Genomic DNA, 17,705 nt, shown 5'->3' on the forward strand with positions numbered 1-17,705 from the left:
TGTGGGCGGCTCATCCGGGACCGGTCCCGGATGAGCCAGGACGTTGCACGTCAGGGCGGAGGCGTCACCGGCCAGGCTGTGTCGGGCCGGTGCGGCGGGTCCGGATCATGGTGATCGTGATGAGCAGGGTGAGAGCCGCGATCCCGGCGCCGACGGCGAAGGCCCGGTCGAAGCCGACGACCAGCGCGTGGCGGTAGGCGCCGTGGGTGCGGGCGGAGTGGGCGACGGCCGTCCAGGCGACGGTGCTCAGCACCGCGAGCCCGACGGCACCACCGATCTGCCGGCCGGCGTTGAGCACGCTGGAGGCCACCCCGGAATCCGCGTCGGCGACGCCGTCGAGCGCGACCAGCGGCAGCGGCACGAACACCAGGCCCAGCCCGGCGCTGGTGACCAGGATCGGCCCGAGCAGCCCTCCCACGTAACCGGAGTTCTCCGTCATCAGCGACAGCCAGTACAGACCACCGGCGCAGCCGACGGTGCCGGTCAGGAGCAGCGGGCGGGCGCCGATCCGCGGCAGCAGCGCGGAGGCGACCGCGGAGCCGGCCAGCGTCGCGGCGGTCAGCGGCAGGAACGCCACGCCGGTCCGGATGGCCGAGTAGCCCCACACCTCCTGCGCGAACAGGGTGAGGAAGAAGAACACCCCGAACAGCACGGTTCCCACGCCGAACATGACCAGGTTCGCCCCGAGCCGGCGGCCGTCGCGCAGCAGCCTGCCGGGCACCAGCGCGTGCCGGCTCCGGGCCTCGACGAGGCCGAACGCGGCCAGCAGCACCACTCCGGCCGCCAGCGAGGCGACCACCTTGGCGTCGCCCCAGTGGGACACGCCGTCCGGGCCGGTCGCCGCGCTGGACAGGCCGTACACGAGCGCGGAGAGCCCGGCCGTCCCGGTCAGTGCCCCCGGGACGTCCAGACGACCGGGCCGGCGCGGCTCCCCGGCGAGCGCCAGGGGAGCGGCCAGGGCCGCGGCGACCCCGAAGGGGACGTTGACGAACAGCACCCACCTCCAGGACGCGTAGTTGGCCAGCAGCCCACCGGCCACCAGGCCGATCGCGCCGCCCGCCACGCTCATCGCGGAGTACACGCCCATGGCCCGGGCGCGAGGCCGGCCCTCCGGGAAGGTGGTGACGATCAGCGACAGCGCGGCCGGCGCGACGATCGCGCCGCCGACGCCCTGGACGGCGCGGGCCACCAGCAGCCAGGCCTGGGAGGTGGCGAATCCTCCGGCCAGCGACGCGGCGGAGAACACCAGCAGACCGACGACGAACATCCGGCGGCGGCCCAGCAGGTCGCCGGCCCGGCCCCCGAGCAGCAGCAGGCCGCCGAAGGCCAGCGCGTAGGCGTTGACCACCCATGACAGGTTCGCTCCGGAGAAATGCAGGGCGTCCTGGATACGCGGCAGGGCGACGTTCGTGATGGTCGAGTCGAGCACGACCATCAGCTGGGCGGTGGCGATGACCAGCAACGACAGGCCCTGCCGGGAATGGCGGGCGGCCGGCGCGGCACCGTGCGCGGACGGCGTCGCGCCACGTGTGACCGGCGGGACCGGAAGGGCCGCCGGGTGGGTTTCGGACACGAGAGTTCCTCTTCCTGACCGGATTCCGGGCGGGATCAGCCGCGCGCGGGGCGGACGTTGTGGGTGCGGCGGAACACGTTGCCGGGGTCGTAGCGCCGCTTGACGTCGGCCAGCCGCCGGTAGGTGGCCGGCGGGTAGACGCGCTCGACGTCGGCGGAGGTCGCGGTCCCGAGGAAGTTGACGTACGCGCCGCGGCTCAGGGCCGCGACCCGGGACCACCGGGCGAGCGGCGCGTCGGCGAGCTGCGGCGGCGCCCCGGGCGGCAGCATCGCGCCCGCCACGACCAGCGCCTCGGCGTCCCGGTGGGCGAAGGCGGTGGCGTCCGGCGCGACCCGGGAGGCCGCACCGCTCAAGCCGCGCAGCTCGACCATCGAACCGTCGGCGTACAGGTCGGCGATGGCACCGACCGTCGCGTCGTCCAGGGCCGGGACGAGCGCGTTACGGACCTCCATCCGCGCCCCGGGCGGCAGGTCGGGGGAGGCCACCAGAACGTCGGCGTACGGCATCGCGCGGACGGTGTCGGCGGTCACCGGGGCGAGCGCGCGGAATGGACGCAGCGCGGCCTCCGCGGCGTCCCCGTCGGAGCCCGCGTAGCAGCACTGCAGCACGGCGGTGGGCTGCCCGGCGGGCCGGCCGGGCATCGGCGGCAGCAGAGCGAGGGAGGTGGTCAGGTTCTCGTCGGCGGCCCGGGTGAGGTCCCGCCAGCCGGCGACGAGCTCCGTCAGTTCGCCGGGCTGGTCGCCGAGCTGGAAGCCGATCATCCCGAAGTGCACGGTGGTGACCGGCTGGGCGGTGAACTCGAAAGAGGTGACCACGCCGAAGTTGCCGCCGCCCCCGCGCAGCGCCCAGAACAGGTCCTCGTTCCGGCCGGCGTCGGCGCGGATCAGCTCGCCGTCCGCGGTGACCAGTTCCGCCGCGGCCAGGTTGTCGATGGCCAGCCCGTAGCGGCGTACCATCCAGCCGATCCCGCCGCCGAGGGTGAGCCCGCCCACGCCGACCTCCCGGGTGTCGCCCGCGGTCAGGCCCAGCCCGTACGGTGTCAGCGCGGCGGACACCGCGCCCCAGGTCGCGCCGCCTCCGACGCGGACCCGGCGGTCGGCCCGGTCCAAAACCTCGACGCCGCACAGGTTCCGCAGGTCGATGACCATGCCGTCGGTGTGCGTGCTGAGCCCGGCCATGCTGTGCCCGCCGGACCGTACGGTGACGGCCAGGCCGGCGGCGGTGGCGTACCGCACGGCGGCGGCCACTCCGGCCGCGTCGGGCGGGCGGACCACCAGGTCGGGCGTGCCCGTCGCGAACACGGTGGCCGCGGCTTCGGCATAGCCGTCGAGGCCGGGCGCCAGTACCTCGCCGGGGAGCCGGCCGGCGACACCGCACAGGCCCCCGTGGACGGATTCGGAATCTGATGTCTGTGTCATGCCGGTGATGGTGCTCCGGCGCGGGGGTGCCGGTCGTCGTGCGCAGGGCGTCTTTCCTGCCTGGTCGGCGGGGAGCGGGCGGGCGGTTCCCGTACTGCCGTGGGAGGGGCGGCGGTACTGCGACGGAAGCAGGCGGGAACCCCTCCGCCGGAAGGATGGCGGCGCCGGACCGGGCACGTAGGCTCTGAGGATGCGCACGGAACATGGCCGGCGCTGGCTCTACGGCACCGGCTGGCTTATCTCCGCGGGCGTCACCCTGGTGGCGTTCCGCATGTGGCACCTGCACCTGCGTGAGGTCGAGCAGCGCGCGGAAGAGGCGGAGCGGACTCGCGACGAGGTCGCCCGGCGGAAGGCGATGGAGGAGCGGCTGCGCATCGCCCGTGAGCTGCACGACTCCCTGACGCACAGCATCTCCGTGATCCGGGTGCAGGCGGGCGTGGCCGCTCACCTGGCCCGCAAGCGGGGCGAGGAGGTTCCCTCCGCGCTGCTGGCGATCAAGGAGGCGAGCGCCGACGCCGCCCGGGAGCTGCGCGCCACCCTCAGCGTGCTCCGCAACGGCGACGCCGACGGCGGAACCACCGGCTCCGGCCTCGGCCAGCTGGCCGACCTGATCGCCCGGGCGCAGGCGGCCGGGCTGACGGTGACCGTGACGGTGACCGGGACCGAGCGGTGTCTGCCGCCCGACGTGGACCAGGCCGCGTACCGGATCGTGCAGGAGGCGCTCACCAACGTCTCGCGCCACGCCGGCGCGGCATGCACGTCGGTGCGGCTCGGGTACGGGCAGGAGACGCTGACCGTCCAGATCGAGAACGACGCCCCGGACGCCGCCGCCGGCGGTGCGGACCCGGCCGATGACGCGGAAGGCGGCACGGAGCCGGCGCCCGCCCGGGGGCTGGGGCTGATCGGCATGCGCGAGCGGGTCGCCGCCCTCGGCGGCCGTCTCCACGCCGGTCCCCGTGAGCAGGGCGGTTTCCGCGTACGGGCCGAGCTCCCGGCGAAGGCGCCCGCGTGATCCGAGTCCTGCTCGCCGACGACCAGGCGCTCATCCGCAACGGCATCCGGGCGCTGCTGGACTCCGAGGACGGCATCGAGGTGGTCGGTGAGGCCGCCGACGGCCGGCAGGCGGTGGCGCTGGCGAAGGAGCACCGGCCGGACATCGCCCTGATGGACATCCAGATGCCCGTACTCGACGGGATCGAGGCGACCCGGCAGATCGCGGACGACGAACAGCTGGCCGCCGTCCGCGTCGTCATCCTCACCAACTACGGGCTGGACGAATACGTCTTCCGCGCGCTGCGGGCCGGGGCCAGCGGGTTCCTGCTGAAGGACACCGAGCCGGCCGACCTGCTACAGGCGCTCCGGGTGGTGATGAGGGGCGACGCGCTGCTGTCCCCCGCGGTCACCCGGCAGCTGATCACCGAGTTCGTCGCCCGCCCGCCGGACGCCCTCGGCACGGCGGACCTGGAGGCCCTCACCAACCGGGAACGCGAGGTGGTGGCCCTGGCCGCACACGGCCTGAGCAACGACGAGATCGCCGCGTCGCTGGTGCTCAGCCCCACCACCGCCAAGACCCACATCAGCCGGGCGATGACCAAGCTCGGCGCCCGCGACCGCGCCCAGCTGGTCGTCTTCGCCTACCAGTCCGGCCTCGTCAGCGCCCGCGACCCGGGCCGCTGACCCCGTCAGCGGCTCAGCGGCACGTCCACGTACGGGATGAGCGTGACGGGCCCGACCAGGCCGTACTGGTCGGCCGCCTTCCCGGCGATGGCGTTGCCCAGCATCGAGGCGACGGTGACGACCACCTCGTTGTGTCCGGAGCGCAGGTACGGGCCGAGGTCGATCCGGGCGCTGTCGAGCTGGTCGCTCGGGGGCAGCGACCGTCCGTTGACCGCCACCCGGTACGTCGTGGTGACCTGGCCGAGATCCAGATAGGCCCCGGCATTCCGCTGAGAGTCCGCCTTCACGTCGAACGTGGTCCGGTAGGTGCCCACGCCGGAGACGCTCTGCATGCCGGGCAACGTGCTCCACGCCGGTAGCAGGTGGGTGTCCGGGGCCGCGGTCACCTGCTGCTCGGGCAACTGTGTGATCGCGGTCTGCTGGGGACCGGACCCCTGGTGCCACGACGCGAGGCTCAACCCCCACTGGGACAGGGGCTGTGCCGCGGGCACCGTCCGGACGTCGGTGACGACCTGGCGTCCGTCCGACAGCACGGTCGTCTGCCGGCCGTTCCGGGTGGTCCGCAGCACCGGCTTCCCGGCGTCGAGGACGACCTGGTCGGCCGTCGTGCTCACCACGTGCGTGGACGGCGGCCGGGTCCCGGCCGGCGGCGCGTCGCTCACCGCCACCAGGGCGATGTCGCCGGGGGCGACGTCGAGGTTCAGGACGGTGTGGTCGCCCTGCACGCCGTACGACGCGATCGGCTCGACGCGACCGGTCCACGGGTCCAGCCGGTACGGGATGCCCCGGGCGGCCACCGACACGGTCGCCTTCGCCTGCTCGTCCGAGGCGTTGTACCAGTAGTACACGTTCACGTCCTGACCACGGCGCTGGACGCCCACCAGCGACGACGGTTCCACGAACCCGGCACGCGGCCGTACACCGAGGGCGGCCAGAGCCTGGGGGACGTCGTCCTCGGCCGCGACCCGGCGGACGTTGCCGTACCGGCGCAGTTGCTCGAAGGCGGCACGGACCGCGGCGTCGTCGCCGGGGTCGTTGCCGAGCGACCGCTGCGGTGCCTCGCCCACCACGACGACCGGGAGCCCCTGCCGTGCCATGGCCACGATGCGCCGGGCGGCGGCGAGGTCCATGGCGCTCTCCCGGTCGACGACGAAGGCGTGGAAGCCCGGCCCGTCCGGTGCCAGCGTCCGTCCGTCCACGGGCATCGCGCGCCCGGTCAGGAGCGTGGTGTTCACGAACCCGTACGTGAAGCCGCGCTGCTCGAGGGCGGAGCTGGTGAAGTAACGCTCGCCGACCGTGCCTTCGGAGCTGTGCCCCGGCTTCTGGTGGTAGATGGCGACGTCCGTCAGTTGCCGGCCCGTACGCAGTGTCGTCTGAAGGCGCGCGACGTAGTCGTTGATGCGCCGGTCGTCCGCCCAGGTCGGGTTCTGCGGGCCGTACGAGTCATCGACGCCGGTGTTGCCGAACCCCGCCCAGCCCGGCCACGTCGCCGCGGTGCCGGGGGCGTCGTGCGACCAGCCGTGCCAGACCACGTTGTTGACGCCGGCCGAGAAGTTCTCGTTGACGTGGGAGAGCAGCTTCTGCCGGGTGACCCGGTAGGCGCGGCCGAAGGACGCACAGCATTCGTCGGAGACCAGCCGCCGGCCACTGAGCCCGGCGACGGTCGCCATGCTCCGCCAGGCGTCCGCCCCCTGCGTCTCGATGAGGCCCTGACTCGCCCCGGCGTTGAACGAGCGGTCCTCGCCCTCCGGGATGTCCAGCAGCGACCAGGCCTCCATCGGATCGACGAACGTCGGCCCCCACGAGCTGTAGGGCTGGCCGCGCAGCGTCAGGCCGAGGCTGTGCGCCCACGTGCGCAGCGGCACGAGGTGGTCGTCGATGAACAGGTCGTTCAGCGTCTTGCGGTAGTCCTCCCGTACGCGTTCGGCCACCGAACCCGGCAGCTCGAACTGCGGGTCGCTGACGGCCAGCGTGGGGATGTACGGCTCCGCGTCGTAGCCACGGCGCTTCTTGAACTCTTTCAGGAAGTCCGCGGTCCAGCTGCGCAGCGGCTCGCCGCCCGGGTTCAGCTCCAGGGAGTCGAAGAAGAGCGATCCGCCGCTCGCCTTCAGCTGCTTGCGCACCTCCTTGTCGAGCACGTGCTCGTTCCAGAAGCTCTCGATCGCGTCGATGCCGTCGCGGCTGAAGTGGTCGACGAGGTACGACGTGCCGGGCGTCTCGGCGCCCTCGACGAGCTGGCCGGTGCCGTGCATCCAGGAGGCGACCAGCACCCATCGGCCGCTGGGGGCGGTCCAGCGGAGCTGCTCGTCGCCGCTCACCCGGTCCTTGAGGTTCACCGAGTGCGCCGGGTCGAGTACCGGAACGTCGTCGTCGCACTTCGACGCGCAGGGGTAGGCGCGGAGCGCGACCAGGTCGGCCTTGTGGACACCGTCGGGAAGCGTCGGCCGGGGCACCCGGCCGGCGTACTCCTGTCCCGGGCCGAGCCACGCGGTCGCCAGGGTCAGCTCCTTCGCCGACCCCGGCCCGTCCGGCGACACGGAGGCGAGGTTGGCCGACCACTTCGAGGTGTACGTCGCGTCGACCTGCAGCCCGGCGCTCTTGCCGATCCGGTAGGCGTCGCCGAACCGCTCTTGCCACGCGGGAGTGCCGAAGCCCTGCGTGGCGGGGTCGTAGTCCTCGATCGGCGCTACGGAGTTGTCCCGGACGAAGTTGGACAGCTCGACACCCCCGGCACCGCCCTCCCGCATCGCGGCGAAGTCGGACTTCAGCGTGCCGGGGTCCATCCGGCCGCCGGGATGCCAGTAGCGGTAGAAGGGCCGATCTTCGACCGGCGGGTTCGCGAAGCGACGCGCCAGGCCGGCCGCCAACCCGTAGTCCGGAGTCCCTCCGCGCTTCGGCGATGCCTGCGCCGGGCCGGGTGACGTGACGGCCGCGGGCAGCGCCAACACGGCGGCCATCACCACCGCCCAGACGCGCCGGGAGCCGGCTGAGGCGGATCGCCGTGTGCGACCGTTCCTGATCCCGCCGAACGCCGTGCTGCCGTTCGCAGGCGGCTCGCCCATGCTCTCTCTCCGGAAGGTGAGCAAGTAAAACGTTTTAACTGATGTCCCCGGGACATTAGGTCGATGGGCGGCGGCGCGTCAATAGCCGAGCCCGCCGGCCGCGGCGCCGGAAGTCGACTTCAGGTCGTCTGATCTGTACAGACGTCGGCTGTGACGCGAACATCACCTTTGGTTCGCGGCAGCCGGTCGAACCCCGGGGAATTGACACGTTTTAACAGGTTGGCAGTGCGAGCGGGCCTGCCGCATCAGCCTCGGTGCCGGTGCGTCCGTCCGCGGTAGCGACACCGGACGACGGTTCCCCAAAGCCCGGCTCGTCCGTTCAGAAGCCGGACATGTACCTTGACCTCCGTGAACGAGCTGAGCTTCCGGGGGAGAGATCGATACCGCCCGTCCTTTCCGCAGTTTGCGGGGCTGGGTGTCGTAGTGATCATTGAAGGAGTCTTCGCCTACCTTCGGCTCGGCGTGGTGGGCTTCTGCTGGCTGCTGCTCGGGACCGCTGTGCTCGTCGGTCTCGGCATCTCCCTGGGGCGCCGGAGCTGGACCACGGTCGGGACGGCCGGAATAACCATCTGCTGGGGCATCGGCCGCGGTCGCACCTACTCCTGGCAGGAGATCCGGTGGATCGACGTGCGTGAGACCAAGAGCCAGTACGGGACGTCGCTCTCGGCTCGCATCACCCTCGCGAACGGCAAGCGTCGCTCACTGCCTGCGCTCCAGCACAGCACCCAGTACCCCGACCCCGATTTTCAGGCGGACTTCCGGCGGGTCGTCGACTGGTGGAAATCGAACACGGACCCGGCCGCACGGTTCGAGCCGCCGAAGCGGTTGTGGAACCGGCTGACGCCCAGAACGGCCGGGTTCATCCTGGGTCTGCTCATAACGGTCATCATCTGCGCCGTCGTGGTCGTCGGGGCCAGGGCCTGATCACCCGGCGGCCTGGAACGACAGGAAGCCGGCGACGATCTCGTCCACGTCGCCCTGCCCTCGCGGAAGACTGAGCTGGACCAACGACTGGTCCCCGAAGACCAGCAGCAGCTTTCGCATGGCGGCCCCGCGACGGACGGCCAACTGGACGATGTCGGAGGGCTCGTAGACCACCGCGAGCGAGAGTCTCGGCATCTTCAGCCCGAAACTCTGCCGAAAGACCATGTAGCGCGTCGTCGTGATGGTGAAGATGACATCCTCACCCGTCGGAAAACTCGATGCCGCCCGAACCGGCGGCTCGGGACGCATGCTTTCGACCGCGCTCTCCACGACTGAGCCGGTCACCCCGGTGATCACGCCGCCGATGGCACCCCGATCGGTCGACGATCGGCATCCGACCCCCGTCCCCACCAGAGGACCGCATGCGGGCCCTCCCAGGCACATTTCCCTTTTTTTAGGCGACCATAATCTTAGTGGCGTCACGGTCCGAAAGATTCAGCATACCTCACGGAAGCTGGTTAACCGGATATATACCATTCCGTGCGAGCGTGCCGGGCATCAGTTTCGTACGGGCCCATCGAGAAAGGACCGTCATGGCGAATTCGAGTTTGACCGGTCGAGTGCGGCGACGGGTGATCGCGGGCGTCGGTGTTACCGGTCTCTCGTTGGCCGGCTCACTCCTGACCGCAGCGCCCGGCCATGCGTCCGTCAAGCCTCTCACCGTCGGTGAATGCAACAGTTGTAGCTGCTCACATCAGAATCTGGACGGGCGGACCGGCTACCTGACGGCCACCGCGGTCGTACGTGGTGGCCCGGAGGGCGCGTGCAGCTACGTGTCCAACGAGCAGAACCACCCGCACATGGTCTACTACTGCTACGTCGTCAACAAGTACGGCAACACCTGGACGTACGGCCGCGTCAGCAGCGGAAGCGGCTACATCTACGGGTGGGTCTGGGACGGACACCTTTCCGGCGACGGAAGCAACAAGCCCTGCAACGAGTAGCGCCTTCACAGGAGTTCCACTGCGACTCCGCGGCTCGGTTCGAATGCCATAGCGGCAAGTGGCGAATACGGCCATGAATATGGCTCCGTGAAATCACGGACGCCGCGCGCACGGATCCGCCCTGCCGGATCATCCCCTCTGCCGCCGTCCCACCTCGGAGGGAAAGCGGGCCAGGCCCCACGGATCGAGGCGGAGCGCCCACGGACGAACGACCTCGACCCGTGGCCTGGTTCGCTTGGGCTTCGCCTGGGGCGTCGGCGGAGGGGATTACCCGGCCGTCGGATTCCCGTTCGACGTCCATGCGGCAGGAATGACCGGCCCAAGCCGCCGTGCGCGGCCCTGTCGGACCGTGCTGGCAGCATTCCCGGCCATGGGACTGAACATGGTCGTCGGCGTCCTGGCCGACGGTGAGGGCGAGGACGATTACGGCGACATGGTCCGCGCCGACTTCACGGTGATCCGGGAACTGCTCGATCTGGCTGAGGCAGGGCCGTGGGATGAGCCCGAGCTAGAGGAACGGGAAGCCGAATCTTTCGAGATGTGGGGGTATTCCGGGCTGCACACCGTGCGACGCCTCGCCGTTCACTTGGCGGAGAACGCCAGCCTGCCGGAGCCGCTGAAAGGCCGGAACCCGACCGACGATCCACTGCTCGAGAAGGCGTATGCCGATCTAGCCGGGGATCCGGCCGGCCCGTTCGCACATCTGATCCATCATTCCGACTGCGAGGGCTACTACGTACCAGTGGATTTCGAGCAGGTCATCGTCGATGAACGCCTCGCCGGGGGCTTCCTCGGCTCGTCGGTGCGCCTGTTGACGGAGGCCCGCAGCATCGCGGCCGCCCTCGGGCTGCCCGAAGACCTCGACCCCGACTCGGACGAGGTCTTCGAGGCTTCGGAGGCCGCGACGCCGGCCGGCGAGGGCTGGCAACGCTACGGCATCGAGTCATACGTGTGCCTGCGACTCATCCACGCAGCGAAGCATTCGATGAGAACCGGGGCGGCGATCGCCTTCTGCTGAAGGTGGTGAGAATTCCACGCCAGAACGATCAAGGGCCCTCCCCTGCACGTACGCGGGGAAGGCCCTGATCAGTGAGCGGAGGCTCGGGAATTCGAACGCCGGATGGACGGTCCGCAATGACGGTTAGTCCAACGACCTTCCGCCGTTCATCGGCAAGATCCGTCGACGTCTGCGTCCGCACGGATCCGTCCGGAGGTTCGCAGCACCGCTGCTCATTACTCGCGCCCCTTGTGGGTCTTCGTGGGTTTGCCGGACGGGGTCGTGCAGGGCGCATCGCCGGTCGCGCCGCAACGCGGGCACGCGGCGGGCGCCGTGGCCGGCTCGGTAGCCGGTTCCTCGGCCGACTCGGTAGCCGACTCCTCGGCCGGCTCCGCAGCCGGTTCCTCGGCCGACTCCGTGGCCGACTCGGTAGCCGACTCCTCGGCCGGCTCCGTAGCCGGTTCCTCGGCCGACTCCGTGGCCGACTCGGTAGCCGACTCCTCGGCCGGCTCCGTAGCCGGTTCCTCGGCCGACTCCGTGGCCGACTCGGTAGCCGACTCCTCGGCCGACTCGGTAGCCGACTCCTCGGCCGACTCGGTGGCCGGTTCCGTAGCAGGCTCGGGCTCCGCGGTTTCGGGGGCCGAGGACGCCGCGGGCGCCTCGTCATCGCGGTTCTGCTGGTCCTCTGCGCGGTCGCTCTGCGCCGGGGTGGGCTCGGCCGCTGCGTCGAGCGGGTTCTCGGTCGGGCTGGGGTCGCGTTCCTTCTTCTGACGGATGTACGTCTTGACGCGGTCGATGATCTTCACGGGTGGGGGGCTCCTTTAGCGTCAGGTACCGGGCCGCGCGGGCAGGCTGGACACGGTCCTTTCGGACGTCGGTGCGCTCGGCGTCGACCTGGTCGCGCTCGTCGAAGGTCATCAGATCGTAGGGCAGACTGCGGCTGTACTCCCCCATGAGGACCTCCTCATCGGTGTCGTCGTGCCGACACGAGAGGAGTCCGCCCTGGTCACCGGGCCCGCCAACGACACCCACCAACGACAAAGGCTCTCGCCGGTACCTGACGGATCGGACGTAGCCGGACTCACTGCGATCACTGTCCGAAAGAAGAACCGGCCTCCACACCGCGCCGAGTAGCGAACATGGCCCTGCGAGCGGTGTCTGTGGTGGATTATCTGTGATGGGTTCATTGCGACCGCTTAGGGGGAGGGTCCGTTGCCGGGCTTTGTCGTATCCCAGACGAATCCACAGGCGTTCCCGACGATCGCCGACGCGGCGAATGCTTCGGGGCCGCCAGGCGAGCGACTGCGCCACATCGCCGTGGAGCCGGGCGTCTACCGTTCGGACACCCTCAGATACTGGGGGAACGCGGTGATCACCGCGGTCGGGGGTCCTGGAACGGTCACGCTGGACTGCGCCGGGAGCTACACGCTGCGGGTCGAGGGCCATGTCACCCTGCGGGGCCTGACGTTGCGCAACGGCAACGCCGAGGGCGTTCCCCTGGAGGCGGTGGGCGGCACTCTGATCGTGGAACAGTGCGAGGTCGTCAGCAAGTCGAGCCGCGCGATCAGCGTGTGGGACAGAGCCGAACTCTTCGTCCGGGACAGCCGTGTCCACGGCGGTGGCATCGTCTACTCCGACTCCGCCGGTCTGGTGGAGCACACCGAGGTGTTCAACGCCGACCTGTGCGGGATCGCCATCCGCAACGGAAGCAGGGTCACCGTCCGAGACTGCCGCGTCCAACGGGCGGGCGAGCACGGCATCTGGGTGGCCGAGGGCTCGACACCGCTGATCGAGCGTTGTGAGATCGAGGACTCCAAGGCCGCGAGCATTCTGGCGCAGGGGCGCGCCAAGGCCACCATCCGCGACTCCCGGCTGCGCGCGTCGGGCCAGAGCAGCCTTGTGGTACGTGACAACGCCTCCGCCACCGCCGAGGACTGCCTCGTCACCGGATCAGGAGCCGACGGCGTGTGGGTCACGGCCAACGCGACGCTGACCGCACGGTCGGTACACATCGAGGACGGCAGGCGCAACGGCGTGGTGGTGGACGAGCTTTCCACCGCCGCCTTCGAGGACTGCGACATCACGCAGGCGGCGATCTGCGGGCTGGCGGTGAGCGGCGCGGGCACGGCACGGTTCACCGGGGGCACGATCACCAGATCCCAGTTCGGCGCGTCGGCCGCGAACGAAGGAGTGCTCACGCTCGACGGAGCCAAGGTGTCGCACCACAAGAACATCGGTGTCGCGGTGGATCCGGGCGCCAGAGCGGTTCTGCGCGACTGCACCATCACGGGCAACGCCGGCCAGGGCATCGTCACGACGGCCGGCTCGCAGGTACGCATGGAACGGGTGAGCTCCGAGGCGAACGGCGCCGACGACATCATCGGAGTCGAGATCGGCGCCACCGCCGATTCCACCGAGGCCACGCCGGCGGCTCCGGCGGAACCCGTCGCCAAGTCCGGCGCCGCCGACCCGGACACCTCGGGCACCTCGGGCGCGGCGCCGGAACCGAACGTTGACGAACTGCTCGCCGAGTTGAGCGCGATGGTGGGTCTGGCGGGAGTGAAGCGCGAGATCGGCAAGCTGGTCGGCCTTCTGCGCATCGCCGAACAGCGCAGGCAGGCAGGGCTGCCGCACGGACCGTCCGTCGGCCGTCACATGGTCTTCGCCGGCGCCCCTGGTACCGGCAAGACGACGGTCGCCCGGCTGTACGGACGACTGCTCGCCGCTCTCGGCGTGGTCCCCACCGGGCAGTTCACCGAAGTGTCGCGCAAGGAGTTGGTCGGGCAGGTACTGGGTGAGACCACGCAGAAGACCGCGGCCGTCTTCACCAAAGCGTTGGGCGGAGTGCTGTTCATCGACGAGGCGTACACCCTGTCCCGCCGTTTCGGCACGGGCACCGACTTCGGGCAGGAGGCCATCGACACACTCGTCAAGCTCATGGAGGACCACCGCGACGAGATCGTCGTCATCGTCGCCGGTTACTCGGCCGAGATGCGCACGTTCTTGACGGCGAATCCCGGGCTGAAGTCGCGTATTTCTCGCACCATCGAGTTCGAGAACTACAGCCCGGCGGAGTTGACGAGCATCACCGAGACCCTCGCCGCGCAGTACGGTTTCCGGTTCACCGAGCAGGCACAGGCGTCACTTCTCGCCCACTTTCAGCAGGCCCGGAGAGACGAGACCTTCGGCAACGGCCGGGAGGCCCGGCGCATCTTCGAAGCCGTCGTCGAACAGCAGGCGCTGCGACTGTCCGGTCAGGACAGCCGCGCGACGGCCGAGGAGCTGACCCTTCTGCTGCCCGAGGATCTCGACGGCGTCGTCGACACCGGCCTGGCCACCAGGCTGGGCGAGGTACGCGACGCGGGACAGCTTCAGGCGATCCTCGACCGGCTCAACGAGATGATCGGCCTGGAAGCGGTCAAGAGCCAGGTCCGTGACACCATCGATCTGATCGCCGCCACTCGGCGCAGGCGGCAGGAGGGTCTGGACGCCGCACCGATCTCCAGCCATCTGATCTTCGCGGGCCCGCCCGGAACCGGGAAGACCACGGTCGCGCGGCTCTACGGAGAGCTCCTGGCCGCTCTCGGCGTACTGGCCCGCGGCCACTTCATCGAAGCCTCCCGAGCCGATCTGGTGGGCCAGTACCTCGGCCAGACCACGCAGAAGACCACGGCCAAGTTCGACGAGGCGCGTGGCGGGGTTCTGTTCATCGACGAGGTCTACACCCTCTCGCGCCAGTTCGGGGCGAACGCCGACTTCGGGCAGGAGGCCATCGACACACTCGTCAAGCTCATGGAGGACCACCGCGACGAGGTGGTCGTCATCGTCGCCGGATACACCGACGAGATGGATGGCTTCCTCGCGGCGAACCCTGGACTCGCGTCGCGGTTCTCCCGGACCATCGCCTTCACCCCGTACGGCCCGGACGAGCTGGTCGACATCTTCGCCGGCATCGCGAAGTCCTCCGGCTTCGACGTTCCCGACAGTACGCGCGCCGCCATCCGCGATCACGTGGCCGGCCGGACCGAGAGGTTCGATCAGGGGAACGGCCGCGAGATCCGCAAGCTCTTCGAGTCCGCCCAGACCGCGCACGCCCGCCGCATCGCCCAGCTCGAACGCGGCGGATCCCAGGCGACCCGCGACCAGCTGCGCACTCTTCTTCCCACGGACGTCGAAGAAACCCGCTGAGCTCAGGTCTCTGTGCGGCAGACGCTGCCAGTAGTGTCTGCGCGTGGAGATGCCCGAGCTAGCGGACCTGATCTGGCTCTTCGAGGACGAACCAACGCCGTCGGAAGAAGACTTGAGCTGGCCTGTGGGCCTTCAGTCGTTCCGCCTGCGGCGAGGGGACCGCGAAGTTCTCTTCTCGCTGGACCCCACGTCCGGTGAGGCGTACGTAAGCCTCTTCGAGGGCGATGAAGAGACCGTCTCGCTCGGAAGACTCCGAAAACTGGAACGTCTGACCGTCGAAAAAGAAGGAGAGCGTGAGGGCCTCGTCCTTCGTTTCGTGAGCGGCCTTGATCCGTTGCGCTTGCAGACTCGGCCGGTCATTCGCCTCTCATGGGACGTCAATCCGCTGGGAGTCTGGTGACGAGCGCACCGCCACGGACCGCTGAGTGCGATCATGGCGCGGGATGTGATCCGGGCCGGAGGAGCTTTCCAGGTCCGGGGTACGGCTGTCCGCGCCCGGGGAAGAGTACGTCCACCTGAGCCGTTCTCCTCGCACCTGGACGCGCAGGAGTTCGTCACGCTGATCAACGCCGGCTGGGTTCCCGTCCGCCTGGTGGTCGGCGCGTCGATGCTGGATCAATAAGCGTCGCACGGTCGGGGGGCGGGCGAGGAGGTTCGCACCCAGCCAGGAGATGAAGCGGTGGACCACCGCGCTCGATGCCGCTCGCACGCTCGCCGTGAGCAATGCCAGGCATGAGGCCGCCATGGTCGGCGCGGACGGGGTCGTGATGTCTGAGATGGCGATGCAGATTCACGAGACCGAGGTCAAGTGCGAGTGCCTCGAGGCGCGGTTCATCGGCACCGCGATCGCCGAGTTCGGGTCTTCGTCCAGGCCACGCGAACGGACGCAGCTTGAGAAGTCGCTCCCTGCCCTGAGACCATCGCCACCGCCGCGTCCGCTGGCCGTGCCACCGATTCCGATCATCCGGCTGTCGGCGGACAAACCTCAGCGCCCCTAGCCCCGAGCACCTGCAGGGCGGCTCCAACTGGGGCACTTCGAGAACGACCGACGTCGGCAGGCGGGATGACCCGGCTTCCACATCAACCCTTGGCAAACCTTGCCCACGCGCGCGCCTATCCGGGAGGCTGAGCGCCCCCGCCGGAGGCGACCTGGAGGGCGACCGAAGGGAGTTGGTCGGTGGGCCTGCGCCCGTCCCGCGAGAACGATCCGGCCGAGAGAGGACCATTAGACCGAAGGGCCGACGCCCGCCGTGCTCCCACGCCGCGGTGCCAGTGAGCCGCCTGTGCGCCTCGGTTCAGGGACCTGTCTCACAGTGCCATGGATCGCGGCGCTACTCCCCAGTGGACCTGGCAGACTTCGATCGGCTTTCTCGATACCGTCGGCGCACTCCGCGTCTTCTCCGGATTCTTGCGGATAATCCTTCTGTGGACGAGGTCGCTGAGCAGCTTGGCTATGCGGTGTACCACGACGATGTCGTCACGGTGCGCAGGCTCCTCGCCGCTGGTGCTGACCCGAACGGGGTCGATGAGATCGACATTCCGTTCATGGATACTGCGGTGGCGCGCGGTAGCGTAGGTGCTCTGCGGGTGCTGGTCGAGTACAAGGGGCGCCTTGACGGCACGGCAAACGGCGGCTCGCCACTGCTGTACCACGTTGTCGCCGGCTGCGACCTCCCCGCGATGCTGCCCGTCCTGGTGGAGCTGGGCGCGGACGTGCAGAAACCCTTGAACTCGCACGACTGGACGGCCCTACACGTCGCTGCGGCCTACGGCTACATCCACTCCGCAAGGTTGCTGCTGGATGCGGGTGCGGATCCGGCCGCCCGGACGTCCGACGGGCTCACGCCAGCCGAGCTGGCCATGGCTAACGGCCACCACGACCTCATAAAGATCCTCAACGTTTCATAAGGTCCGGGAGCCGACTTGCGACGCGCCTGGTCGAGCCCACCCCCGAGGGTGCAAGAGCAAGTCTGATCGACCGATCTTTTCTCCACGGCGGCGCCATTGAGCACCGCGTCGGCTGCCAGCGCCGCTGGCGCCCCCCCGGGCGCACACCATCACCCGCCTGGTCATCCCGTTCGCCTTCGTCCCACCCTTCGGGGAGCGGGAGCCTGAGGCCCCCGCCGGAGGCGTCGGAACAGAAGTCTTTCCGCTGTAGGGGGCCCGCGCGAACATCAGATGGTGACCGAACTAGGGGATGGCCGTTGGGTCTTCGCTGGTGAAGATCTCCTGAACCCGGAGAAGCATTGGGACTTTCAGCAGTCCGCTGCTCAATCCGGTGACGCCTGGTGCTTGTCCAACCCGACGTGGGTTCCGCCGAACGCCGCCGCCTTGGTCGCTGCCGCCCGGCGGACCGAGCTGTGCGGCTTCTTTCCCTTCACCGCTCATCAATACCTGTCCTTCAGTGACGGACCGACCTGGTGGAAGCCGGGCGGGGGCCAGATCGCTCCCGCCTGTATCTCCCAGGACCCCGACCACGGATACGTCGTATGGGATGGCGGCCCGTACGACGGCGGTAGGAACCCCGTTCTGAGGACCCAAGACCCCGATGAGGCGGCCAACGAAGTCGCGCGTCTGCTCGCGGGGTGGCCATCGCCAGCGGAAGGATCAACGGGCGCGCAGACACCATGACGAGTGGAATCCTCACAAGGGCCGACCCACCTTGCGGGTCGCCCGATCGGCACGACCGGAGGGACCGGCGCCCGCTGGTCGGTCGCCCTGGCCCTCGGCATTCGCCAAGGTGAGACTCTCGGACTGCGTTGGTCGTACGTCAACCTGGAGACCGGCGGGATCAGGGCCTGGTTCTGATGTTGCCCCGGTCTTGTGGACACCTGATCGCTTGGGACGATGGGTCCCGGGAGG

The 17,705-nt window shown here is 69.7% G+C and carries 14 protein-coding genes; 9 read left to right on the forward strand and 5 right to left on the reverse strand.

Going from position 1 to position 17,705, the window contains the following annotated elements; genetic code table 11:
- Positions 1-64 precede the first annotated feature (64 nt).
- Together ABEA10_RS04800 and ABEA10_RS04805 are read right to left on the reverse strand one after the other, a co-directional pair.
- A complete protein-coding gene (locus tag ABEA10_RS04800) occupies positions 65-1,573 on the reverse strand; it encodes an MFS transporter (RefSeq protein WP_345457990.1) in 1,509 nt (502 codons plus the stop codon).
- A 35-nt stretch (positions 1,574-1,608) separates the two neighbouring features.
- The gene (locus tag ABEA10_RS04805; protein ID WP_345457993.1) at positions 1,609-2,991 is read right to left on the reverse strand and encodes an FAD-binding oxidoreductase; all 1,383 of its coding nucleotides are present in this window, start codon (positions 2,989-2,991) and stop codon (positions 1,609-1,611) included.
- 190 nt (positions 2,992-3,181) lie between these two features.
- Here ABEA10_RS04805 and ABEA10_RS04810 point away from each other — a divergent pair, with 190 nt between their 5' ends.
- Together ABEA10_RS04810 and ABEA10_RS04815 are read left to right on the forward strand one after the other, a co-directional pair.
- Positions 3,182-4,003 carry a sensor histidine kinase gene (locus ABEA10_RS04810; RefSeq protein WP_345457996.1) on the forward strand — a complete coding sequence of 274 codons (822 nt, stop codon included), beginning with the start codon at positions 3,182-3,184 and terminating at the stop codon, positions 4,001-4,003.
- Positions 4,000-4,668, forward strand: coding sequence for a response regulator transcription factor (locus ABEA10_RS04815; protein WP_329249373.1), 669 nt, complete (start codon positions 4,000-4,002; stop codon positions 4,666-4,668). Before ABEA10_RS04810 ends, ABEA10_RS04815 begins: the two co-directional genes overlap by 4 nt.
- 5 nt (positions 4,669-4,673) lie before the next feature.
- Here the strand turns inward: ABEA10_RS04815 and ABEA10_RS04820 are convergent, their stop codons facing one another.
- The gene (locus tag ABEA10_RS04820; protein ID WP_345458003.1) at positions 4,674-7,625 is read right to left on the reverse strand and encodes a glycosyl hydrolase; all 2,952 of its coding nucleotides are present in this window, start codon (positions 7,623-7,625) and stop codon (positions 4,674-4,676) included.
- Positions 7,626-8,153: 528 nt separating this feature from the next.
- Between ABEA10_RS04820 and ABEA10_RS04825 the strand changes: the two genes are divergently transcribed.
- Positions 8,154-8,654 (forward strand): PH domain-containing protein, encoded by a 501-nt coding sequence (locus ABEA10_RS04825; protein WP_345458006.1) that lies wholly within the window; start codon positions 8,154-8,156, stop codon positions 8,652-8,654.
- On the opposite strand, the gene ABEA10_RS04830 is transcribed toward ABEA10_RS04825, so the two are convergent.
- Positions 8,655-9,011, reverse strand: a complete 357-nt coding sequence (locus ABEA10_RS04830) for a hypothetical protein (protein ID WP_345458009.1) — start codon at positions 9,009-9,011, stop codon at positions 8,655-8,657. It lies immediately after the preceding gene.
- Positions 9,012-9,319: 308 nt separating this feature from the next.
- Between ABEA10_RS04830 and ABEA10_RS04835 the strand changes: the two genes are divergently transcribed.
- Both ABEA10_RS04835 and ABEA10_RS04840 read left to right on the forward strand, forming a co-directional pair.
- On the forward strand, positions 9,320-9,658 hold the full coding sequence (locus tag ABEA10_RS04835; protein WP_345458011.1) for a hypothetical protein: 339 nt from the start codon (positions 9,320-9,322) through the stop codon (positions 9,656-9,658).
- A 370-nt stretch (positions 9,659-10,028) separates the two neighbouring features.
- Positions 10,029-10,676 (forward strand): hypothetical protein, encoded by a 648-nt coding sequence (locus tag ABEA10_RS04840; RefSeq protein WP_345458014.1) that lies wholly within the window; start codon positions 10,029-10,031, stop codon positions 10,674-10,676.
- Between the two features lie 215 nt (positions 10,677-10,891).
- Here ABEA10_RS04840 and ABEA10_RS04845 read toward each other — a convergent pair whose 3' ends face one another.
- Positions 10,892-11,461, reverse strand: a complete 570-nt coding sequence (locus tag ABEA10_RS04845; RefSeq protein ID WP_345458016.1) for a hypothetical protein — start codon at positions 11,459-11,461, stop codon at positions 10,892-10,894.
- A 406-nt stretch (positions 11,462-11,867) separates the two neighbouring features.
- Here ABEA10_RS04845 and ABEA10_RS04850 point away from each other — a divergent pair, with 406 nt between their 5' ends.
- The 4 genes from ABEA10_RS04850 to ABEA10_RS04865 all read left to right on the forward strand — a co-directional run bounded on the left by ABEA10_RS04850 (position 11,868) and on the right by ABEA10_RS04865 (position 16,751).
- Positions 11,868-14,843, forward strand: coding sequence for a right-handed parallel beta-helix repeat-containing protein (locus ABEA10_RS04850; protein WP_345458018.1), 2,976 nt, complete (start codon positions 11,868-11,870; stop codon positions 14,841-14,843).
- 43 nt (positions 14,844-14,886) lie between these two features.
- Positions 14,887-15,243 (forward strand): hypothetical protein, encoded by a 357-nt coding sequence (locus ABEA10_RS04855; RefSeq protein ID WP_345458020.1) that lies wholly within the window; start codon positions 14,887-14,889, stop codon positions 15,241-15,243.
- A 271-nt stretch (positions 15,244-15,514) separates the two neighbouring features.
- A complete protein-coding gene (locus tag ABEA10_RS04860) occupies positions 15,515-15,841 on the forward strand; it encodes a hypothetical protein (RefSeq protein ID WP_345458022.1) in 327 nt (108 codons plus the stop codon).
- A gap of 427 nt (positions 15,842-16,268) precedes the next feature.
- Positions 16,269-16,751, forward strand: a complete 483-nt coding sequence (locus ABEA10_RS04865; RefSeq protein ID WP_345458024.1) for an ankyrin repeat domain-containing protein — start codon at positions 16,269-16,271, stop codon at positions 16,749-16,751.
- The last annotated feature ends 954 nt before the right edge of the window (positions 16,752-17,705 follow it).

The organism is Actinoallomurus oryzae (assembly GCF_039541955.1).
In the GTDB taxonomy this organism is placed as follows: domain Bacteria; phylum Actinomycetota; class Actinomycetes; order Streptosporangiales; family Streptosporangiaceae; genus Actinoallomurus; species Actinoallomurus oryzae.

Excerpts from the sequence above, each read along its gene's own strand:
- ABEA10_RS04805 (WP_345457993.1), bottom strand. The coding sequence starts at position 2,991 with ATGACACAGACATCAGATTCCGAATCCGTCCACGGGGGCCTGTGCGGT.
- ABEA10_RS04810 (WP_345457996.1), top strand. The coding sequence starts at position 3,182 with ATGCGCACGGAACATGGCCGGCGCTGGCTCTACGGCACCGGCTGGCTT.
- ABEA10_RS04820 (WP_345458003.1), bottom strand. The coding sequence starts at position 7,625 with ATGGCCGCCGTGTTGGCGCTGCCCGCGGCCGTCACGTCACCCGGCCCG.
- ABEA10_RS04840 (WP_345458014.1), top strand. The coding sequence starts at position 10,029 with ATGGGACTGAACATGGTCGTCGGCGTCCTGGCCGACGGTGAGGGCGAG.
- ABEA10_RS04860 (WP_345458022.1), top strand. The coding sequence starts at position 15,515 with ATGAAGCGGTGGACCACCGCGCTCGATGCCGCTCGCACGCTCGCCGTG.